This window comes from Bradyrhizobium genosp. L (genome assembly GCF_015624485.1).
Lineage (GTDB): Bacteria > Pseudomonadota > Alphaproteobacteria > Rhizobiales > Xanthobacteraceae > Bradyrhizobium.
On record NZ_CP061378.1, the window covers coordinates 6,764,750 to 6,784,888 of the forward strand.

Consider the following 20,139-nt stretch of genomic DNA (forward strand, 5'->3'; position numbering starts at 1 on the left):
ACGTCGTGTTTGGTAAGCGTAGCGGAAACGATGTGGACGTGCGGGCACCCAAGCCCGCGTATCAGGCGCCGGAACCTGCCGGAGCGCCGGCCATGCCGCGCGAAACCGCGCCACCGGTGATGCAGCCGTCGCCGCCGCTTGCGCCCGCGAAGCCGCCGGTGGCCCCGACCATCGAAACCCGCCGCTCCGACAACTACTACCAGGTCAAGGCGACCATCTTCGGCGCCCTGATCGAGGCGATCGATCTCGCCCAGCTCGCCAAGCTGGATAGCGAGTCCGCGCGCGAGGAAATTCGCGACATCGTCAACGAGATCATCGCGATCAAGAACATCGTGATGTCGATCGCCGAGCAGGAAGAGCTGCTCGACGACATCTGCAACGACGTGCTCGGCTACGGCCCGCTGGAACCCTTGCTGTCGCGCGACGACATCGCCGACATCATGGTCAACGGCGCCGGCACCGTGTTCATCGAAGTCGCGGGCAAGATCCAGCGCACCGGCATCCGCTTCCGCGACAACCAGCAGCTGCTCAACATCTGCCAGCGCATCGTCAGCCAGGTCGGCCGGCGCGTCGACGAATCCTCACCGATCTGCGACGCCCGCCTCGCCGACGGCTCCCGCGTCAACGCCATCGTGCCGCCGCTGGCGATCGACGGGCCCGCACTCACCATCCGCAAATTCAAGAAGGACAAGCTGACGCTGGATCAGCTGGTCAAGTTCGGCGCGATCTCGCCGGAAGGCGCGGCCATCCTGCAGATCATCGGCCGCGTCCGCTGCAACGTCCTGATCTCGGGCGGCACCGGCTCGGGCAAGACCACGCTGTTGAACTGCCTGACCAACTACATCGAACACGACGAGCGCGTCATCACCTGCGAGGACGCCGCCGAACTCCAGCTGCAGCAGCCCCATGTGGTGCGGCTGGAAACCCGGCCGCCGAACATCGAGGGCGAAGGCCAGGTCACGATGCGCGAACTGGTGCGCAACTGCCTGCGTATGCGCCCCGAACGCATCATCGTCGGCGAAGTCCGCGGACCCGAGGCGTTCGACCTGTTGCAGGCGATGAACACCGGCCATGACGGCTCGATGGGCACGCTGCACGCCAACAACCCGCGTGAAGCGCTGTCGCGCTGCGAATCCATGATCACGATGGGCGGCTTCTCGCTGCCGTCGCGCACGATCCGCGAGATGATCTGCGCCTCGATCGACGTCATCGTCCAGGCCGCGCGCCTGCGCGACGGCTCCCGCCGTATCACGCACATCACCGAGGTGATGGGCATGGAAGGCGATACCATCATCACCCAGGATGTCTTCCTGTACGACATGATCGGCGAAGACGCCAACGGCAAGATCATCGGCAAGCACCGTTCGACCGGCATCGGCCGGCCGAAATTCTGGGAGCGTGCCCGCTATTACAATGAAGAGAAGCGGCTCGCGGCGGCACTCGATGCCTCCGAAGCACCGCCGCCGGCTTAAGGGAGCGCCCGATGCAGATGCAAACCCTTGCCCTCGCGTTTCTCGCCGCCACGACCGTGGGCGGCCTCGCCTGGGTTTTCCTCTACCCTTATCTCTCCGGCGAGAAGAAGGCCGAGACCCGCCGCGCCTCGGTGGCGCGCAGCGAGCCGGCGGCCGCCCGAGGCTCCGATCGCTCCCTGCGCTCGCGCCGCGAGCAGGTCGAGGGTTCGCTGAAGGAGCTCGAGGCGCGCGCCGCAAAGGACAAGAAGATTCCGCTCGGCCTGCGTATCTCGCAGGCCGGGCTGGAATGGTCGGAGCAGAAATTCTGGATCATCTCGGGCGTGCTCGGGCTGTTGGGATTCGGCATCGCCTTCGTGGTCGGCGGCGGCCTGCTCGGCGCGGTCGGCATCGGCTTTGCCATGGGCCTGGGAGCACCGCGCTGGCTGCTCGGCTTCCTGAAAAAGCGGCGGGAAAAGGCCTTCCTGAAGGCGCTGCCCGACGCCGTCGACGTCATCGTGCGCGGCATCAAGGCCGGCCTGCCGCTGTTCGAATCCATCAAGGTGGTCGTCGCCGACGCGCCGGATCCGCTGCGGAGCGAGTTCCGCACGATCATCGAGACCCAGGCGATCGGCATGCCGCTCGGCGAGGCCTGCACGCGGCTCTACGAGCGCATGCCGCTGCCGGAAGCCAACTTCTTCGGCATCGTGATCGCGATCCAGCAGAAATCCGGCGGCAACCTCTCGGAAGCGCTCGGCAACCTCTCCAAGGTGCTGCGCGACCGCAAGAAGATGGCCGAGAAGATCAAGGCGATGTCGACCGAAGCGAAGGCCTCCGCCGCCATCATCGGCTCGCTGCCGCCGATCGTGATGATCCTCGTGTTCCTCACCACGCCCGACTACATCACGCTGCTGTGGACCAATTCGATGGGCCAATTGATGCTGGTCGCCTGCGCGGTCTGGATGACGATCGGCATCATGGTGATGAAGAAGATGATCAACTTCGATTTCTGACGGTGCGGCATGATTGATTTCCTTATCGCCAAGATCCACGACGTCAGGTTCATGACCATGCTGCTCGCCTTCTTCGCGGCAAGCGCAACGGTCTATACGCTGGTGATGCCGCTGCTCGCCGGCGGCGATCTCAACAAGCGCATGAAGGCGGTCGCCAGCGAGCGCGAACGCATCCGGCAGCGCGAGCGCGAGCGGCTCGCCAAGAACGAGAAGGTGACGCTGCGGCAGACGCCGAAGCAGGTCGTCTCCAAGGTGGTCGACGACCTCAACCTCACCAAATGGCTCGCTCAGGAAGCCGCGCTCGAGAAGCTGGTGATGGCGGGCTATCGCGGCCACGCCCCCTACGTCACCTTCCTGTTCGCGCGCGCGGTAACGCCGATCGTGATGCTGATCGCCGCCATCGTCTATACGTTCTTCATCGCAGGCGCGAACTGGTCGCTGATGCTCAAGGTCGGCATCTGCGTCGGCGCGGCCTATGCCGGCCTGCAAGCGCCGATGCTGTTCCTGAAGAACGCCATCAGCAAGCGCCAGCTCCAGATCAAGCGCGCTTTCCCGGACTCGCTCGACTTGCTGCTGATCTGCATCGAGTCGGGCATGTCGGTCGAAGTCGCCTTCCGCAAGGTGGCCAATGAGATCGCCGGGCAATCGATCGCGCTGTCGGAGGAGTTCGCGCTGACCACCGCGGAATTGTCCTACCTGCAGGACCGCAAGTCGGCCTACGAGAACCTGGCGCGCCGCACCGGGCTCGAGGGCGTCAAGTCGGTGTGCATGGCGCTGCAGCAGTCCGAACGCTATGGCACGCCGCTCGGCCAGAGCCTGCGCGTGATGGCGCAGGAAAACCGCGACATGCGGATGAACGAGGCCGAGAAGAAGGCGGCCGCGCTGCCGCCCAAGCTGACCGTGCCGATGATCCTGTTCTTCCTGCCCTGCTTGTTCATTGTCATCCTCGGGCCGTCCTACATCAAGATCGCGACCATGCATTGAGCCGCGCGGCGGCCGCGATCTGCTCCTTCCCCCTGAAAGGGGGAAGGTCGGGATGGAGGTCAAGCCACGGGCGATGCTCTATGCCGAGAGAGCAGATCCCCACCCGCTTTGCTCTCACGAGCAAAGCGACCTCCCCTTTTCAAGGGGGGTGCAGTCCAAAATCATCCGAGTATTGCTTAATCGCCCTTCGCGACCACCGGCGCGGCGCGCGAGGCCGTGTGTGGGCCGCTCTTGCCGCGCAGCATGTCCCTGAGATAGGCGACATTGGCCGCGGCCTCGTCTGCCGGAAGGTCGGCCTTGACGATGGTTTCCGCTTCCGCGAAGCGGCCCTGCAGACCGACGACGAGCGCGAGATTCTGCCGGATCCTGGCGTCGGCGCGGGCGCTGGCATAGGCGCGGCGCAGCGTCTCCTCGGCCTTCGGCAGTTCCTTGGTCAGCATGTAGGAGAGGCCGAGATTGGACAGCACCGACGGCTCGTCCGGCGCGATCCGCAGCGCGCTTTCGTAATAATTGCGGGCCTCCTCGTGCCGGCCCATCTTGTCGAGCGTGGTGCCCTGCACCGACAGGATGCGCCAGTCCGGATTGTCAGGGCTGTGGGCGCGGCTCAGCACGTCGAAGGCGGCCTGCGAATTGCCGTTGTCGGCGAGCGCACGGCCATAGGCCGCGAGCAGCGGCCGATTGCCGGGGCTCGCCAGCGTCGCCTGCTCGAGCACGGCGCAGGCCTGCTGCCGCTGGCCGATATTGCGCAATGCCTGGCCATAGGCGATCGCGGCATCGACGTCCTTGGGATTCTTGCGGTAGCGCTCGCTGTAGAATTCGACGGCGCGGCGCGGATCGTCCGGCGCCTGCTCGGCCTTGGAGGAGACCAAAGAGCCCGTCACGTCGGACATGGTCTGGCAACCGCCCAGTCCTGCACCCAGGACCGCCACGAGGGCCGCGGAAGCGAGATGCCGGGCGAGAGGCCGGGCCAGCTTGGACTGTCGACGCATGGCACTTTGACTCACGAAATCAGGCGAATGGATCGAGCCGAACGCGCCAGCAATAGACTGTTAACCCTAACGTCTGGTTAATTGGCGTGTCCGGCGCCACCCGGTTCCAGCGGAGCAGCGAAGCACGGCCGCGCTATCGCCCACTGCCAAAGCCGTGTTAGTTGCGACCAGCAAGGCCAGAACAGCCGAGAGCCGCATGTCATCCATCTTCGCGACCGCCGCCACCGCCGCCATCCCGATCACCTTCGTTACCGAGGCGACCTGGGATGCGATCCGCGACGAGCTGCCGCCACTTGCGCGGCAGTTCGCCGAGGCCAACGGTTTTGCGGCGAAGCCGGGCAAGGTTCTCGCCTTGCCGGCGGCTGACGGCCGCATCGCGCAGGTGCTGTTCGCGCTCGAGGACGAGACCAGCAAGGCGCGCGATCCGTTCCGGCCCGGCGCGCTGCCCGGCCTGCTGCCGCCCGGCGTCTACCGCTTCGCCAATGCGCCGCACGAACCGCGACTCGCGGCACTCGGCTTCGCGCTCGGCTGCTACCGCTTCGGCCGCTACCGCAAGAACGAGACCCCCGACGTCCGCCTGGTGCCGCCCGACGGCGTCGACGTCACCGACGTGGCGCGCATGGCGGAGGCGGCGGCGCTGGCGCGCGACCTCATCAACACGCCCTCCAACGACATGGGCCCGGCCGAGCTTGCCGGCGTCGCCCGCGAGCTGGCCGGCCGGTTTGGTGCGAGCATCAACTGCATCAGCGGCGCCGAGCTCGAACAGGACTTTCCGCTCATTCACGCCGTCGGCATGGCGTCGACACGCCCGCCGCTGCTGATCGACCTGAGCTGGGGCGATCCGGCGCACCCGAAGGTGACCTTGGTCGGCAAGGGCGTCTGCTTCGACACCGGCGGGCTCGACCTCAAGCCGTCGAGCGGCATGCTGATCATGAAGAAGGACATGGGCGGCGCCGCCAACGTGCTGGCGCTGGCGCAGATGGTGATGGACGCCAAGCTCAAGCTGCGGCTGCGCGTGCTGATCCCGGCGGTCGAAAATGCGGTGGCCGGCAATGCGTTCCGCCCGCTCGACATCTTCAGATCGCGCAAGGGCATCACGGTCGAGATCGGCAACACCGACGCCGAGGGCCGGCTGGTGCTCGCCGATGCGCTGGCGCTGGCCGACGAGGAAAAGCCGGAGCTGCTGGTCGATCTGGGCACCCTGACCGGCGCGGCGCGGGTGGCGCTGGGGCCGGATTTACCGCCCTTTTACACCAATGATGAGACGCTTGCCGCCGATGTCGCCGCTCACGCCAAGGCAGAGAATGATCCGTTGTGGCGCATGCCGCTGTGGCCGGCCTACGACACCTGGCTCGACTCCAAGACCGCCGACATCAACAACGCGCCGTCGGGCGGCTTTGCGGGCTCGATCACCTGCGCGCTGTTCCTGCAACGCTTCGTCGAGCATGCCTCGAACTGGCTGCATGTCGATATCTACGGCTGGACGCCGTCGGCAAAGCCCGGTCGGCCCGAAGGCGGCGAATGCCAGGCCGCGCGCGCGATCTACAAACTGTTGAGCCAGCGCTATGCATGATGTCAGACTGACACCGGCCCGCGACGACCTCGCCGCGAAGTATCTCGAAGGCAAGGTCAAGGCCGCGCGCTTCGTCGAGGGCGTGGTATTCGAGGTCGCTGACGCCATCGCGCCGCTGCGCCAGGCGCCGGCCGCCGATGCCGAACAGATGACGCAGGCGCTGAAGGGCGAGCGCGTCACGATCTATGACCGCAACGGCGAAGGCTGGGCCTGGGGCCAGCTGGTCGATGACGGTTATGTCGGCTGGATTCCCGATGCCGCGCTGGTGAAGGCAGGCGCTGCGCCGACGCACAAGGTGACGGCGCTGCGCACGCTCGCCTTCCCCGGACCGTCGATCAAGCTGCCGCCGGTCGAGGCGCTGGCGATGGGAGCGAAGCTGACTGTCCTCCGCGAGAACGGCGCCTTCGCGGTGACCCGCGACGGCTGGCATTTGCCGCGCCTGCATCTCGCCGCGCTCGATGCGATGCAGACCGACTTTGTCGCAGTCGCCGAGCGGTTCGTCGGCACGCCCTATCTGTGGGGCGGCAAATCGAGCCTCGGCATCGATTGCTCCGGCCTGGTGCAGGTTGCGCTGACGGCGTCGGGCACCGGCTGTCCGCGCGACAGCGACATGCAGCAGGAGGGGCTCGGCCGGGAATTGACCGCTGCGGAAGCGAGGCACCTCACGCGCGGTGATTTGATCTTCTGGAAGGGCCATGTCGCGATCGCGCGCGACGCCGACACGATCGTGCACGCGAATGCACATCACATGGCGACGGTGGTCGAGAACGCGCAAGCGGCGATCGCACGGATCAAGGCAGCCGGCAGCGAGGTCGTTGCGATCAAGCGGCTGTAACCGACTTCGTCATTCCGGGGCGACGCGAAGCGTCGAGCCCGGAATCCATTCATCCACGGAGCATGCGGCCCGATGGATTCCGGGTTCTCGCTTCGCGAGCCCCGGAATGACGGGCTTGAGTCACGTCGCCACCGCCTCCTACGCCGTCCGCTTCGAGCGAGAGTCCGTAGGATGGGTGGAGCGCAGCGATACCCGTCAATTTCCATCCGCGCGGGCACGACGATGGGTATCGCTTCGCTCCACCCATCCTACGCGGCTGCCAAAATATCGAAAAACAACCCCATGCAAAGGAGCCGGCGGCGGCCGGCGCTCGACACGCAGCTTGACACGTCGGGCAAATCAGCGGTATTCTTCCATTATTCCGAAGTCGCGCAAGCGGTGTCGCCGCTACTCACGTCGCCACCGCGCCCTCGCCGTCCGTTTCCAGCCGGAATGCGGCGGCGAACAAGGCGCGGGTGTAGTCGCTCTTCGGGTTCTTGAAGAGCTCGACGGCAGGCCCCTCCTCGACCACCTTGCCGGATCTCATCACGATCAGATGGCTCGCCAGCGACGCGACCACACGCAGATCGTGCGAGATGAACATGTAGGTGAGATCGCGCTTGCGCTGCAGGTCGCGCAGCAGGTCGACCATCTGCGCCTGGAACAGCATGTCGAGCGCCGAGGTCGGCTCGTCCAGCACGACGAAGTTCGGCTCCAACACGACCGCGCGTGCGATCGAGATGCGCTGGCGCTGGCCGCCGGAGAATTCATGCGGATAGCGGAAGCGCGACTCCGGATCGAGGCCGACTTCGTTCAGGGCCTTGATCACCCGCGTCTCGCGTTGCTCGCGCGACAGCTGCTTCTGGTGCACCTCGAGCCCCTCGGCGACGATGTCGGCGACCGACATCCGCGGGCTGAGCGAGCCGAACGGATCCTGGAACACGATCTGCATGTCGCGGCGGATCGGCAGCATCTCGCTGAAGCGCAGGCCCTGAATGTCCTTGCCGAGGAATACGATCGGACCGTTAGAGGAGATCAGCCGCAGCAGCGCCAGCCCGAGCGTGGTCTTGCCGGAGCCGGATTCGCCGACCACGCCGAGCGTCTCGCCCTTGCGCACCGCGAGGCTGACGCCGTCGACCGCCTTGATATGGCCGACGGTCGAGCGCAGCAGCCCGCGCTTGATCGGAAACCAGACCTTGAGATCGTCGGCCTTCATCACGACCGGCGCGTCCGGCTGCGGCGGCGCCGGGTCCGGCTTCGGCTCGGCCGCGAGCAGCGCTCGGGTATAGGCATGCTTCGGCGCGGTGAAGACCTGCTCGACCGGCCCCTGCTCGACGATCTTGCCGCTGTTCATCACGCAGACGGTGTCGGCGATGCGGCGGACGATGCCGAGATCGTGGGTGATGAACAACAGGCTCATGCCGAGCCGGGTGCGGATCTCCGCGAGCAGCGTCAGGATCTGCGCCTGCACGGTGACGTCGAGCGCCGTGGTCGGCTCGTCCGCGATCAGGAGGTCCGGCTCGTTGGCGAGCGCCATCGCGATCATCACGCGCTGGCGCTGGCCGCCCGACAATTGATGCGGATAGCTCTTCAGCCGCGTCTCCGGCTCGGGGATGCCGACCTGACCCAGCAGCTCCAGCGTGCGCGCCCGCGCCGCGGAGCCGCCAATGCCCCGGTGCAGCGACAGGATCTCGCCGATCTGGGATTCGATGGTGTGGAGCGGATTGAGCGAGGTCATCGGCTCCTGGAAGATGATCGAGATGTCGTTGCCCCGCACCTCACGCATCTCGCGATCGGACGCGGTCAGGAGATCTCGGCCGCGGAAGCGGATCGCGCCGGACGGATGCGAGGCCGCGGGATAGGGCAACAGCTTCAGGACCGACAGCGCGCTGGCGGATTTTCCCGATCCGGATTCACCGACCAGCGCGACGCACTCGCCGCGCTTGATCGAGAACGAAATGCGGTCCACCGCAAGCGAGCGGCCGAATGCGACCGAGAGGTCGCTGACGTCGAGCAGGGGCTGGTTGGTCGCGTCCATGCGTCAGCCCCTCGAGAACGTCTTGCGCGGATCGAAGGCATCGCGCGCGGCCTCGCCGATGAAGATCAGCAGCGACAGCATGATCGCGACCGCGAAGAATCCGGTGAGGCCGAGCCACGGCGCCTGCACATTGGCCTTGCCCTGCGACAGCAACTCGCCGAGCGACGGCGAGCCGGGCGGCAGGCCGAAGCCGAGGAAATCCAGCGCCGTCAGCGTCATCACCGAGGACGACACGATGAAGGGCAGGAACGTCATGGTCGCCACCATCGCGTTCGGCAGCAGATGGCGCCACATGATCACCTTGTTGGAGACGCCGAGTGCGCGCGCCGCCTGGATGTACTCGAAGTTGCGCCCGCGCAAGAACTCGGCGCGCACCAGCCCGACCAGCGAAACCCAGGAAAACAGCAAGAGGATGCCGAGCAGGATGAAGAAGCCCGGCGGCAGCACCGCCGAGATGATCAGGAGCAGATAGAGCGAGGGGATCGCGGTCCAGATCTCGATCAGCCGCTGGAAGATCAGGTCGGTCCAGCCGCCGAAATAGCCCTGGATGCCGCCGGCGGCGACGCCGATGATCGAGGACAGGATGGTCAAGGTCAGGCCGAACAGCACCGAGATGCGGAAGCCGTAGATCAGCCGCGCCACCACGTCGCGGCCCTGGTCGTCGGTGCCGAGCCAATTGTATTCGAGGTCGCGGCAGCCTTTCAGGCCCTTGCGCTGCACGACGTCCTTGCACTGCGCCTCGGTCAACAGCCAGGTCGGCTTCGACGGCACCGGCGTCGGCGGATCGAGGTTGCGGGTGTCGTAGGAGTAGCGGATCGGCGCCCAGACGATGCTTCCGCCCTTCGCCGCGATCTGCTTCTGCAGATAGGGATCGCGATAGTCGGCCTCGGTCTCGAAATCGCCGCCGAAGGTGGTCTCGGCATAGCTCTTCACCACCGGCCAGTACAGGTGGCCGTCATACCTGACCAGCAGCGGCTTGTCGTTGGCGATGAAGTTGGCGAACAGCGACACCACGAACAGCACGAGGAAGATCCAGAACGACCAGTAGCCGCGGCGGTTCGCCTTGAAGCTCTGCCAGCGCCGCTTGTTCAGCGGCGATGGCGAAAAGCCGTGCCTCGTGGCGGGCACCGCCTCGCCGAGCGGCGATTGCGTCGTGGTTTCGACCGGTTGCTGGGGCGCGAGCACAGTCATCAGACCTCCCGCGCCTCGAAATCGATCCGTGGATCGATCCACATATAGGTGAGATCGGAGACCAGATTGACCACGAGCCCGACCAGCGAAAAGATGAACAGCGTTCCGAACACCACCGGATAATCGCGGTTCAGGATGCTCTCGAAGCCGAGCAGGCCGAGCCCGTCGAGCGAGAAGATGGTCTCGATCAGCAGCGAGCCGGAGAAGAAGGCGTGGATGAACGCGCCCGGGAAGCCGGCGATCACGATCAGCATCGCATTGCGGAAGACGTGGCCGTACAGCACCTGGCGTTCGCTGCAGCCCTTGGCGCGCGCCGTCACCACATACTGTTTGCGGATCTCGTCGAGGAACGAGTTCTTGGTCAGCAGCGTCATGGTGGCGAAGGCCCCGAGCGCCATCGAGATCATCGGCAGCGTCAGGTGCCAGAAATAATCGATGATCTTCCAGTACCAGGGGAATTGCGACCAGCCGTCCGAGGTCAGCCCGCGCAACGGGAAGATGTTGAGGAACGAGCCGCCGGCGAACAGGATGATCAAGAGGATCGCAAACAGGAAGCCGGGAATTGCGAAACCTATGATGACCACCGCCGAGGTCCAGGTGTCGAACCGCGAACCGTCCTGCACTGCCTTGCGGATGCCGAGCGGGATCGAGATCAGGTAGGTCAAGAGCGTCATCCAGAGGCCGAGCGAGATCGAGACCGGCAGCTTCTCCTTGATCAGATGGATCACGCTGTCGCTGCGGAAATAGCTGTTGCCGAAGTCGAAGCGGGCGAAATTCCAGACCATCAGCAGGAAGCGTTCCGGCGCCGGCTTGTCGAAGCCGAACTGCACCTCGAGCTTCTTGATGAAGTCAGGATCGAGCCCCTGCGCGCCGCGGTATTTCGAGTTGACCGCACCGGCCGCTCCGGCGCCGGTCTGGCCACGCTGCGCGCCGAAATCACCACCGCCGCCCGAGACGCGCGAGGTGCCGCCGGTGTCGGCGCCGTTGATCTGCGCGATGACGCGCTCGACCGGCCCGCCCGGCGCGAACTGCACGACGACGAAGGAAACGAAGAGGATGCCGAGCAGGGTCGGCAGCATCAGCAGAATACGGCGGGCGATATAGGCGCTCATCGGCTACTTCGCCTGCTCGAGCTTGGAAGCCTTGGTCGCGTCAATCCACCAATTCTCAGGCGCACCGACGCCTTGGGCATATTTCGCCGGCTTCTCCGGATGCGCATACTGGTCCCAATAGGCGACGCGGTGCTTGTCGGAATACCATTGCGGCACCCAGTAACGGCCGGCGCGGAACACGCGGTCGAAGACGCGGCACGCCACCGTCAGCGCCTGGCGGTTGTCGGCGCCGAGAATCTTCTCGATCAGCGCGTCGATGACGGGGCTGGAAATGCCTGCGAGGTTGTACGATCCCTTGGTCTTGGCCGCATCCGAGGAAAAGAATGCCCGGATACCGTCGCCAGGTGTCGCCGAGAAGTTGAAGCGCTCCATCGTCATGTCGAAATCGAAATCTTCCAGGCGTGCACGATACTGGACGGCGTCGACCAGGCGGAATGTGGCGTCGATCCCGAGCGTGCCGAGGTTCTTCAGATAAGGCCCGTGATGCGGCTGCAACGACGGCTCGTCGACCAGGAATTCGATCGTGAAGGGTTCGCCGTTCGGCAGCACGCGCTTGCCGTCCTTGACGGCATAGCCGGCGTCGTTGAGCAGTTGCACGGCCTTGCGTAACTGGGTGCGATCCTGCCCCGATCCGTCGGTGACCGGCGGCAAGAACGGCACGCCGAACACTTCGTCCGGCACCTGGCCGCGAAACGGCTCGAGCAGTGCGAGTTCTTCCGGCGACGGCGGCCCGCTCGCCATCAGGTCCGAGTTCTGGAACGGCGACACCGTGCGGGCATAGGTGCCGTACATGATGGTCTTGTTGGTCCATTCGAAATCGAAGGCGTTGGTCAGCGCCTCGCGCACGCGCGGATCCCTGAACTTGTCGCGGCGCATGTTGATGAACCAGCCCTGCGCGCCGGACGGCGTGTCGTCGGGCAGGACCTCGCGCTTGACACGGCCGTCCTTGGCGGCCGGGAAGTCATAGCGCGTCGCCCAGATGCGCGCGGTCAATTCTTCGCGGAACAGATAGTTCTTGCCGGTGAAGCCTTCGAAGGCGACGTCGCGATCGCGGTAGAATTCGTAGCGCACCGTATCGAAATTGTAGCTGCCGCGATTGACCGGAAGATCGGCGGCCCACCAGTCCTTGACCCGGTCGTATTCGATGTAGCGGTTGGCCTCGAACCTGCCGACCTTGTACGGCCCCGAGCCGAGCGGCGTTTCCAATGTCGACTCCTCGAACGGCTGCGTCGCGTAATAGGCTTTCGAGAAGATCGGCAGGCTCGCGACATAGAGCGGCACGTCGCGGGCGCGCCCCTGCGCGAAGGTCACGACGACGGTCGCGTCGTCGGGCGCCTCGGCCTTGACGAAATCGCGCAGCTGCACCTGGATCAGCGGATGGCCCTTTGCCTTCAGCGTATTGAACGAGAAGGCGACATCCTGCGCGGTCAACTTGGTGCCGTCGTGGAAACGCGCCTCGGGCCGCATCGTGAAGCGGTAGCTCAATTTGTCCGGCGAGATCTGCACCGACTTCGCGGCGAAGCCGTACATCGCGTCGGGCTCATCGTTGGCGCGCGACATCAAGGTCGCGAAGGTCATGTCCATGCCCTGCGCGCCTTCACCCTTCAGGATGTAGGCGTTGAGCGAGCTGAAGGTGAAATAGGACTGGTTATAGGCCCGCACCGAGGGGATCAGCGAGAACGCTCCGCCCTTCGGGGCCTTGGCATTGACGTAGTCGAACTGCTGGAAGTCCGCCGGATATTTGAGGTCGCCAAACACCGATATGCCGTGCATCTCGGCGTCAGCTTCGGCCGCCGCCGGCACGGCACGAAATCCTGCAGCACTCAACGCGCCGATGCCGAGACCGAGTGCGTGCCGACGAGTGAAGTGCGCCATGCGCTGATCCTTGGACGTTATGAACGCTTGAGCTTGGCTGCCTTGTCGGCGTCGTACCACCAGAGATTTGGGAAGCCGGAGACGCCGTATTTCGGCAGCGGGTCAGGATGGCTGAAGCGATCCCAATACACATAGCGCTGCTGGTCGTAATTGAAGTGCGGAACGCAATAGAAGTTCCAGAGCAGGACCCGGTCCAGCGCCTTGGCGGCGGCGACTTGTTCGGTGCGACTCTTGGCGAAAATGACGCGCTCGATGATGGCATCGACGGCCGGATTCTTGATGCCGGGGAGATTGCTAGAGCCCGGCCGGTCGGCAGCCTGCGACCCGAAATTATCGCGCTCTTCATTGCCCGGAGAGATCGACTGCGGCCATACGGTGGTCGTCATGTCGAAATCGAAATCTCGGATCCGGTTCTGATACTGCACGGTGTCGACGGCGCGCAGATTGAGCGCGATGCCGAGCCGTTCGAGGCTCGGCTTGTAGAACAGTGAAATCCGCTCCATGCCGGGATCGGAGCTGGTGCCAAGCAGCTCGACGGTGAAGGGTTGGCCGGAAGCATCGACGAGCTTGCGATCGCGGACCTCAAACCCGGCCTCTTTCAGCAAGCGTGTCGCTTCGCGCAGATTGGCGCGCACGTTTTCCGGCGTGCCGCCGACTGGATCCTTGTAAGGCGTGGTGAATACCTCGGGCGGCACCTTGTCGCGCACCGTCTCGAGAATCTCGAGCTCCTTGCCTTCAGGCAGGCCGGTCGCCATCAGGTCGGGGATACCATCGAAATAACTGGAGTCGCGATGGTAGTCGCCGTTCGACAATGTGCGATTCATCTCCTCGAAATCGAACGCGTAGTTGAAGGCGCGGCGCAGCCTGGCATCGGCAAACTTCGGACGCCTGAGGTTGAACACCCAACCCTGCATCCGGCCGAGATTGCGGACGGGGAACAGCTCCTTGAGCAGGCGCTTCTCGCGCACGGCCGGCACGTCGTAGGAGGACGACCACTCCTTGGCGCTGCGCTCACCATACCAATCGAACTGGTCAGCCTTCAGAGCCTCGCGTCCCACGGTATCGTCGCGGAAATATTCGTAGCGGATCTCGTCGAAATTGTTCTGCCCAACTGCGATCGGGATGTCCTTGCCCCAATAGTCCTTGACCCGCTCGAGCACGAGCGATCGCCCTGCAACGAACTCCTTGATCTTGTAGGGGCCCGATCCAAGCGGCGGCTCCAATGTGCTTGCGGTGACGTCGCGCTTGTTGCCCTGCGCGTCGGTCCCCTCCCACCAATGCTTCGGCAGGACGATGAGCTGGCCCGTGATCAGTGGCAGTTCGCGATTGCCGGGACCGTCGTAGGTGAACTTGACGTCGCGGTCGCCGATCTTCTCGGCCTTCGCGATATGGCGGTAGTAGGTGCTGAACATCGGGCTGTTCGCCTTCAGCACCTCGAACGAAAAAATCACGTCTTCCGGCGTGACCGGCTTGCCGTCGTGCCAGCGTGAACTCGGACGCAGGCGGTAGATCGCATAGGAGAAATCGTCGGGAAACGCCGCGGCCTCGGCGAGCTCGCCATAATACGTATCGGGCTCGTCGAGCGACGCCTCCATCAAGGAATCATAGATGCGGGCCACGCCCGCGGCGACCGTCCCCTTCAACCCCGCGACGACCAGGTTGAAGCTGTCATAGGTGCCGAGTTGGAACAGCCGTGCCACGCCACCCTTCGGCGCGTCCGGATTGACGTAATCGTAGCGCTTGAAGTCGGCGGGATATTTAACTTCGCCGTAGGTGGAAACCCCATTCCGCCATTTCAGCCCGTTCGGGGCATCGTCCGCAAAGGCCGGCATGATCGCGGACAGGCCGGAGTTCAGTCCAAGCGCCGGAGCCATCGTGGCCAGGGCGCTGCCTTGAAGAAGGTGTCGTCGGGTGATCGCCAAGTTCGGTCTTTCCAGCTCGCGGCCCCCGGTCAGTTGGGACCCAATATAAGGCAACGGTTCGACAGATTACGTTGCTTTTTCCTCATGATCATCGCCCGGGAACCAATCCGCTGCGGCGAAACGTCCCGATAACGACTGCGCGACACCGCATGTCCCATGCGAAAACGGCCAGGCGAAGCCTGGCCGTCTGATCCGGGTGTGCTTCGTGGAGAAGCAACGCGCTACTTCGAAGCCGTCGGAAGCGGCTCGGGCTTATCCGAATTCGAGTTCAGGTAGGCGATGATGTCGGCGCGCTCGCTGTCCTTGGGAACGCCGGCAAAGCCCATCGCAGTGCCCGGGATGAAGCCCTTCGGGTTGGCGATGAACTTGTTGAGGTCGTCGAAGCTCCAGGTGCCGCCCTTGGCCTTCATCGCGGCCGAGAAGTTGAAGCCACGGCCCTCGCCGCGCGCCTCGTTGACGATGCCGAACAGGTTCGGACCGACGCGGTTCGGGCCGCCCTTCTCGAAGGTATGGCAGGCCTGGCACTTCTTGGCCGCGGCGGCGCCCTTCTCGACGGAGGCGGTCTGCAGCAGCTTCTCGATCGGCTCGGACGGCGCGGCAGCTGCGGCGGGGCCGCCGGCAGGCGCCTCTTCCTTGACCGCGATCTCGAAACCCGGCTTTTCCGGCAGCTTCGGCGCAAACGCTGCGCCGGCGGCGAAGCTGGTCACCAGAACGACGATGCAGGTGCCGAGCAACGCACCGAGGATTTTGTTGAGTTCGAAGGAGTCCATTTCGATCAGGCTCCGGGCCTAAAATGTCGACTTCAGGCCGGGAAGTGCGGCCGGGGGGAAAGAGCAGCGAAGAGACCCGGGAATCGGCCTCATCCAACCGCCCCCCAAGCAGGGTTGAGATATCGGTTTGCCCGCGCTCTGGCAACCCGTATAAACGCGCCGCAATCACCCCCTCTCTCCGTCGATTTCCGCTGGCCGGACAGGCTTTCGGACAGCCTTCTCGATAATCTTGGAGCCGAATGACCGCCTCCCGTACCTTGGTGCTGATTCCGGCCCGCATGGCCGCGACCCGCCTGCCTGGAAAGCCGCTCCTGGACATCGCCGGCCTGCCGATGATCGTCCATGTGCTGCGGCGGGCGGAGGCGGCCGGGATCGGGCGGGTTGCGGTGGCCACCGATACGGCGGAGATCGCGGCCGCGGTGACAGCCCATGGCGGCGAGGTGGTGATGACCCGCGCCGAGCACCCGTCCGGCTCGGACCGGATCCATGAGGCGATGACGATCCTGGACCCGAACGGCAGCGCCGAGATCGTGGTCAATCTGCAGGGCGATTTCCCGACCATCACGCCCGACACCATCCGCGCGGTGATGCCGGCGCTTGCCGATCCGACCGTCGACATCTCGACGCTGGCCTCGCGGATCCATACCGAGGAGGAGGACCGGGCGCCCAGCGTGGTCAAGGCGGTCGGCTCGCCGATCGGGCCGAACCGGCTGCGTGCGCTCTACTTCACCCGCGCCTCCGCGCCCTATGGCGACGGGCCGCGCTACCATCATATCGGCCTCTATGCCTACCGCCGCGCCGCGCTGGAGCGGTTCGTGCGGCTGCCGCCCTCGCCGCTCGAGCAGCAGGAGAAGCTCGAGCAGCTCCGCGCGCTGGAGGCGGGGATGCGGATCGACGTCACCATCGTCGACACGGTGCCGCGCGGCGTCGACACCGCCGCCGACCTGGACACCGCGCGTACAATCCTTTCCAAAGCCTGATCGGCATCTCTTGGATTGAGCATGACCTTCCCGGAAAACCGGTTTCCACTTTTCCGGATCATGCTCTAAAAGGCGCCGCAGGAAAGATATCATGACCAAGAAGCTGAAAATCGCGTTCCAGGGCGAGCCTGGCGCCAATTCCCATATCGCGATCGTCGAGGCCTATCCCGACGCCGAGCCGATGCCCTGCCCGACCTTCGAGGACGCGCTGGCCGCGATCTCCTCCGGCGAGGCCGATCTCGGCATGATCCCGATCGAGAATTCGGTGGCCGGCCGCGTCGCCGACATCCACCATCTGCTGCCGGCGTCGGGCCTGTTCATCGTCGGCGAGTGGTTCCTGCCGATCCGTCATCAGCTGATGGCGATCAAGGGCGCCAGGCTTGCCGACATCAAGAGCGTCGAAAGCCATGTCCAGGCGCTCGGCCAGTGCCGGCGCAGCATGCGCAAGCTCGGCATCAAGCCGATCGTCGCGGTCGACACCGCCGGCAGCGCGCGCGACATCTCCGAGCGCGGCGACAAGCACGTCGCGGCAATCGCCTCGCGGCTTGCCGCCGAGATCTACGGCCTCGATATCCTGGCCGAGAACGTCGAGGATGAGGATCACAACACCACCCGCTTCGTGGTGCTGGCGCGCGAGGCGAAATGGGCCGCGCAAGGCTCGGGCCCGCTGGTCACGAGCTTCGTGTTCCGGGTACGCAATTTGCCCGCCGCGCTGTACAAGGCACTGGGCGGCTTTGCCACCAACGGCGTCAACATGACCAAGCTCGAGAGCTACATGGTCGACGGCAATTTCTTCGCCACGCAATTCTATGCCGATGTCGACGGCCATCCCGACGACCGCGGGCTCGCCTTTGCGCTGGAGGAGCTGAAGTTCTTCTCGCGCGAATTCCGCATCGTCGGCGTCTATCCCGGCCATCCGTTCCGCGCCACGTTCAGCGAGACGCGGGACTAGGCCGCGCGGGCGCAATTCTCTCCGCGCGTCGTCCCGGCGAAGGCCGGGACCCATAACCACAAATGCAGCTTGTTGCGCAGCGCTGGAACGACGAGTCCCGTTCACAACAGGGGCCGCGGCGTATGGGTCCCGGCCTTCGCCGGGACGACGATCGTTATGCGGCGCCCCTCTTCACAAGCCCGAACGTCTCCGCCAGCAGGCTGTAGGACTTCTTCCTCGCCTCGTGATCGTACACGGCCGTGATCACCATCAGCTCATCCGCCTCGGTCGCTGCGATCAGCGGCTCGAGTTTCGCCATCACCGTCGCCGGGCTGCCGACGAAGAAGCGGGCGCGGTTGCGTGCGATCGAGGCGCGCTCGGCGTCGGTATAGGGATAGGCCATCGCCTCCTCGACGCTGGGCAGCGGCAGGTACTGGCCGCGATCGCGGCGCAGGCGGTTGAGATCCATCGACATCGCGAGCTGTTCGGCTTCCGCATCGGTCTCGGCCGCGACGGCCGCGACCGCGAGGATCGCCTGCGGCGCGGCGCGCCAGCCCGAGGCATGGAAATGCGCGCGATAATTCGTCATCGCCGCGACCGCATCATGGGTTGCGAAATGATGTGCGAACGCAAAGCCCATCCCGACCTGGGCAGCGAGCTCGGCCGAGTAATCGCTGGAGCCGAGCAGCCAGATCGGCGGCAGCGGCGAATCGTCCGGCATCGCCACCACCTTGTGGTACGGATGGCCGGCCGGGAAATCCCGCGTCTCCCACAAGGTCAATTCGTGCAGCCGCTCCAGGAAATCGTCGCCCTCGCGCTTGTCGAGCCGGCTGCGCAGCGCGTAGGCCGTGGCGCCATCGGTGCCGGGCGCGCGGCCGAGGCCGAGATCGATGCGGCCGGGAAACAGCGCCTCCAGCATCTTGAAGCGTTCGGCGACGACCAGCGGCGCATGGTTAGGCAGCATCACGCCGCCGGAGCCGACACGGATGTGCTGCGTCACCGCCGCGATCTGCCCGATCATTATATCGGGCGCCGGGCTCGCGACGGAGGCGAGGTTGTGGTGCTCGGCGAGCCAGTACCGGACATAGCCGAGCCCATCGACATGACGCGCCAGATCGATGCTGTTGCGCAGCGCGGCCGCAGGTTTTGTGCCTGATGTGACGACCGAGAGATCGAGGACGGAGAGCGGGATCATGGCGCTCAACCTAGTGGGGGCCAACGGGCCGACAAAGGCCCCGGCCGCGCAGATCAGGCCCGCGCCGGAACACCGCAGCCGATCGGCGGGCCGGTCGCGTCCGTTGGGATGAATTAGGGCATTTCATATGGAAATCACACTGCCCACATTCCAGGCTCCAACGATAACCGCTTCGGCGAAATACCTTTTATCTATTATAACAATACTTTATATTAAGCTGAGGCGCTCATGTATCCTGCCCACTTAGGTCGTCATAACGATCACTAGAAGCATATATTTGGCTGTATTGGGCAATTTCCCATATCCGATGGGCTGTTTGATCCAGCCGATTTCGCTTATCTTACAACCTCCATACCCGGCCAGACGTCTGCCCACTCGTTGCGGAGCCCTTGCGTATCATGACCGAGACCTTTTCTCCCCTGCCGAACGGGCAGCGCGCGCCAAAGATCTCCTTCGAGTTCTTCCCGCCGAAGACCGAGGAGATGGAGCGCAATCTCTGGGACACCATCAACCGCCTGGCGCCGCTGACCCCGAACTTCGTCTCGGTGACCTATGGCGCCGGCGGCTCGACCCGTGAGCGCACCCATTCGACGATCAGCCGCATCCTGCGCGAGACCGACCTGCTGCCGGCCGCGCATCTGACTTGCGTCGGCTCCTCGCGCGGAGAGATCGACGAGATCGTCGACCGCTACCACGAGGTCGGTGTCCGCCACATCGTGGCGCTGCGCGGCGATCCGCCGGCCGGCATCGGCACGCCCTATTTCACCCATCCGGACGGCTACCAGAGCTCGGCCGAACTCGTCGCCGGGATCAAGAGGCGCCACGCCGACATCGAGGTGTCGGTGTCCGCCTATCCCGAGAAGCATCCGGAAGCCGCCGACTTCGATGCCGACATCGACACCCTGCAAGCCAAGGTCGACGCCGGCGCCGATCGCGCGATTACGCAGGTATTCTTCGACAACGAGCTCTACTACCGCTACGTCGACCGCGTGCAGGCGCGCGGCATCGCGATTCCGATCGTGCCGGGCATCATGCCGATGCACAATTTCAAGCAAGCGCGCAATTTCGTCACCCGCGCCGGCACCAGCGTGCCGGACTGGCTGGCGGAGAAATTCGACGGCCTCGACAACGACGCCGAGACCCGCAAGCTGGTCGCGGCCACCGTCGCCGCCGGCCAGGTGCAAAAACTGTTCAAGCGCGGCGTCGACACTTTCCACTTCTACACCATGAACCGCGCGGACCTGGTGTTCGCGATCAGCCATCTGCTCGGCATCCGGCCGAATGGCGCCCAGAAGGCTGCTTAG

At 64.9% G+C, this 20,139-nt stretch carries 16 protein-coding genes; 8 read left to right on the top strand and 8 right to left on the bottom strand.

Features of this window, described 5'->3' with window-relative positions; translation table 11 throughout:
* The first annotated feature begins 5 nt into the window (after positions 1–5).
* The 3 genes from IC762_RS32270 to IC762_RS32280 are packed head-to-tail and all read left to right on the top strand — an operon-like array spanning position 6 to position 3,445.
* The gene (locus IC762_RS32270; RefSeq protein ID WP_195786115.1) at positions 6–1,472 is read left to right on the top strand and encodes a CpaF family protein; all 1,467 of its coding nucleotides are present in this window, start codon (positions 6–8) and stop codon (positions 1,470–1,472) included.
* 11 nt (positions 1,473–1,483) lie between these two features.
* Entirely contained in the window at positions 1,484–2,461 is a 978-nt protein-coding gene (locus IC762_RS32275; protein WP_195786116.1) for a type II secretion system F family protein, read from the top strand.
* Between the two features lie 9 nt (positions 2,462–2,470).
* On the top strand, positions 2,471–3,445 hold the full coding sequence (locus IC762_RS32280; protein ID WP_195786117.1) for a type II secretion system F family protein: 975 nt from the start codon (positions 2,471–2,473) through the stop codon (positions 3,443–3,445).
* Positions 3,446–3,621: 176 nt separating this feature from the next.
* Here IC762_RS32280 and IC762_RS32285 read toward each other — a convergent pair whose 3' ends face one another.
* Positions 3,622–4,434, bottom strand: a complete 813-nt coding sequence (locus tag IC762_RS32285; protein ID WP_195786118.1) for a tetratricopeptide repeat protein — start codon at positions 4,432–4,434, stop codon at positions 3,622–3,624.
* A gap of 196 nt (positions 4,435–4,630) precedes the next feature.
* On the opposite strand from IC762_RS32285, the gene IC762_RS32290 reads away from it, so the two are divergent.
* Together IC762_RS32290 and IC762_RS32295 are read left to right on the top strand one after the other, a co-directional pair.
* Complete coding sequence (locus IC762_RS32290) at positions 4,631–6,007, top strand: leucyl aminopeptidase family protein (RefSeq protein ID WP_195786119.1); 1,377 nt, start codon at positions 4,631–4,633, stop codon at positions 6,005–6,007.
* Positions 6,000–6,842: a C40 family peptidase gene (locus tag IC762_RS32295; RefSeq protein ID WP_195786120.1), complete on the top strand. Its 843-nt coding sequence runs from the start codon at positions 6,000–6,002 to the stop codon at positions 6,840–6,842. Before IC762_RS32290 ends, IC762_RS32295 begins: the two co-directional genes overlap by 8 nt.
* Positions 6,843–7,233: 391 nt before the next feature.
* On the opposite strand, the gene IC762_RS32300 is transcribed toward IC762_RS32295, so the two are convergent.
* From IC762_RS32300 to IC762_RS32325, 6 genes are all read right to left on the bottom strand, one after another.
* Complete coding sequence (locus IC762_RS32300; protein WP_195786121.1) at positions 7,234–8,859, bottom strand: ABC transporter ATP-binding protein; 1,626 nt, start codon at positions 8,857–8,859, stop codon at positions 7,234–7,236.
* A gap of 3 nt (positions 8,860–8,862) precedes the next feature.
* Positions 8,863–10,050, bottom strand: coding sequence for an ABC transporter permease (locus tag IC762_RS32305; RefSeq protein ID WP_195786122.1), 1,188 nt, complete (start codon positions 10,048–10,050; stop codon positions 8,863–8,865).
* Positions 10,050–11,162 carry a microcin C ABC transporter permease YejB gene (locus IC762_RS32310; protein ID WP_195786123.1) on the bottom strand — a complete coding sequence of 371 codons (1,113 nt, stop codon included), beginning with the start codon at positions 11,160–11,162 and terminating at the stop codon, positions 10,050–10,052. The genes IC762_RS32305 and IC762_RS32310 overlap by 1 nt, the downstream gene beginning before the upstream one ends.
* Before the next feature lie 3 nt (positions 11,163–11,165).
* A complete protein-coding gene (locus tag IC762_RS32315; RefSeq protein WP_195786124.1) occupies positions 11,166–13,037 on the bottom strand; it encodes an extracellular solute-binding protein in 1,872 nt (623 codons plus the stop codon).
* 17 nt (positions 13,038–13,054) lie between these two features.
* Positions 13,055–14,911, bottom strand: a complete 1,857-nt coding sequence (locus IC762_RS32320; protein ID WP_195786125.1) for an extracellular solute-binding protein — start codon at positions 14,909–14,911, stop codon at positions 13,055–13,057.
* 269 nt (positions 14,912–15,180) lie between these two features.
* A complete protein-coding gene (locus IC762_RS32325) occupies positions 15,181–15,729 on the bottom strand; it encodes a c-type cytochrome (protein ID WP_195786126.1) in 549 nt (182 codons plus the stop codon).
* Between the two features lie 239 nt (positions 15,730–15,968).
* Here IC762_RS32325 and IC762_RS32330 point away from each other — a divergent pair, with 239 nt between their 5' ends.
* Together IC762_RS32330 and IC762_RS32335 are read left to right on the top strand one after the other, a co-directional pair.
* Positions 15,969–16,709 (top strand): 3-deoxy-manno-octulosonate cytidylyltransferase, encoded by a 741-nt coding sequence (locus IC762_RS32330; protein WP_195786127.1) that lies wholly within the window; start codon positions 15,969–15,971, stop codon positions 16,707–16,709.
* 91 nt (positions 16,710–16,800) lie between these two features.
* A complete protein-coding gene (locus IC762_RS32335) occupies positions 16,801–17,661 on the top strand; it encodes a prephenate dehydratase (RefSeq protein ID WP_195786128.1) in 861 nt (286 codons plus the stop codon).
* A gap of 154 nt (positions 17,662–17,815) precedes the next feature.
* Here the strand turns inward: IC762_RS32335 and IC762_RS32340 are convergent, their stop codons facing one another.
* The gene (locus tag IC762_RS32340) at positions 17,816–18,835 is read right to left on the bottom strand and encodes an LLM class flavin-dependent oxidoreductase (protein ID WP_195786129.1); all 1,020 of its coding nucleotides are present in this window, start codon (positions 18,833–18,835) and stop codon (positions 17,816–17,818) included.
* A 398-nt stretch (positions 18,836–19,233) separates the two neighbouring features.
* Here IC762_RS32340 and metF point away from each other — a divergent pair, with 398 nt between their 5' ends.
* The gene (gene metF / locus IC762_RS32345) at positions 19,234–20,139 is read left to right on the top strand and encodes a methylenetetrahydrofolate reductase [NAD(P)H] (RefSeq protein ID WP_195786130.1); all 906 of its coding nucleotides are present in this window, start codon (positions 19,234–19,236) and stop codon (positions 20,137–20,139) included.

Coding starts and splice junctions, on each gene's coding strand:
- IC762_RS32275 (WP_195786116.1), top strand. CDS start 1,484: ATGCAGATGCAAACCCTTGCCCTCGCGTTTCTCGCCGCCACGACCGTG.
- IC762_RS32280 (WP_195786117.1), top strand. CDS start 2,471: ATGATTGATTTCCTTATCGCCAAGATCCACGACGTCAGGTTCATGACC.
- IC762_RS32285 (WP_195786118.1), bottom strand. CDS start 4,434: ATGCGTCGACAGTCCAAGCTGGCCCGGCCTCTCGCCCGGCATCTCGCT.
- IC762_RS32290 (WP_195786119.1), top strand. CDS start 4,631: ATGTCATCCATCTTCGCGACCGCCGCCACCGCCGCCATCCCGATCACC.
- IC762_RS32295 (WP_195786120.1), top strand. CDS start 6,000: ATGCATGATGTCAGACTGACACCGGCCCGCGACGACCTCGCCGCGAAG.
- IC762_RS32300 (WP_195786121.1), bottom strand. CDS start 8,859: ATGGACGCGACCAACCAGCCCCTGCTCGACGTCAGCGACCTCTCGGTC.
- IC762_RS32305 (WP_195786122.1), bottom strand. CDS start 10,050: ATGACTGTGCTCGCGCCCCAGCAACCGGTCGAAACCACGACGCAATCG.
- IC762_RS32310 (WP_195786123.1), bottom strand. CDS start 11,162: ATGAGCGCCTATATCGCCCGCCGTATTCTGCTGATGCTGCCGACCCTG.
- IC762_RS32315 (WP_195786124.1), bottom strand. CDS start 13,037: ATGGCGCACTTCACTCGTCGGCACGCACTCGGTCTCGGCATCGGCGCG.
- IC762_RS32320 (WP_195786125.1), bottom strand. CDS start 14,911: ATGGCTCCGGCGCTTGGACTGAACTCCGGCCTGTCCGCGATCATGCCG.
- IC762_RS32325 (WP_195786126.1), bottom strand. CDS start 15,729: ATGGACTCCTTCGAACTCAACAAAATCCTCGGTGCGTTGCTCGGCACC.
- IC762_RS32330 (WP_195786127.1), top strand. CDS start 15,969: ATGACCGCCTCCCGTACCTTGGTGCTGATTCCGGCCCGCATGGCCGCG.
- IC762_RS32335 (WP_195786128.1), top strand. CDS start 16,801: ATGACCAAGAAGCTGAAAATCGCGTTCCAGGGCGAGCCTGGCGCCAAT.
- IC762_RS32340 (WP_195786129.1), bottom strand. CDS start 18,835: ATGATCCCGCTCTCCGTCCTCGATCTCTCGGTCGTCACATCAGGCACA.
- metF (WP_195786130.1), top strand. CDS start 19,234: ATGACCGAGACCTTTTCTCCCCTGCCGAACGGGCAGCGCGCGCCAAAG.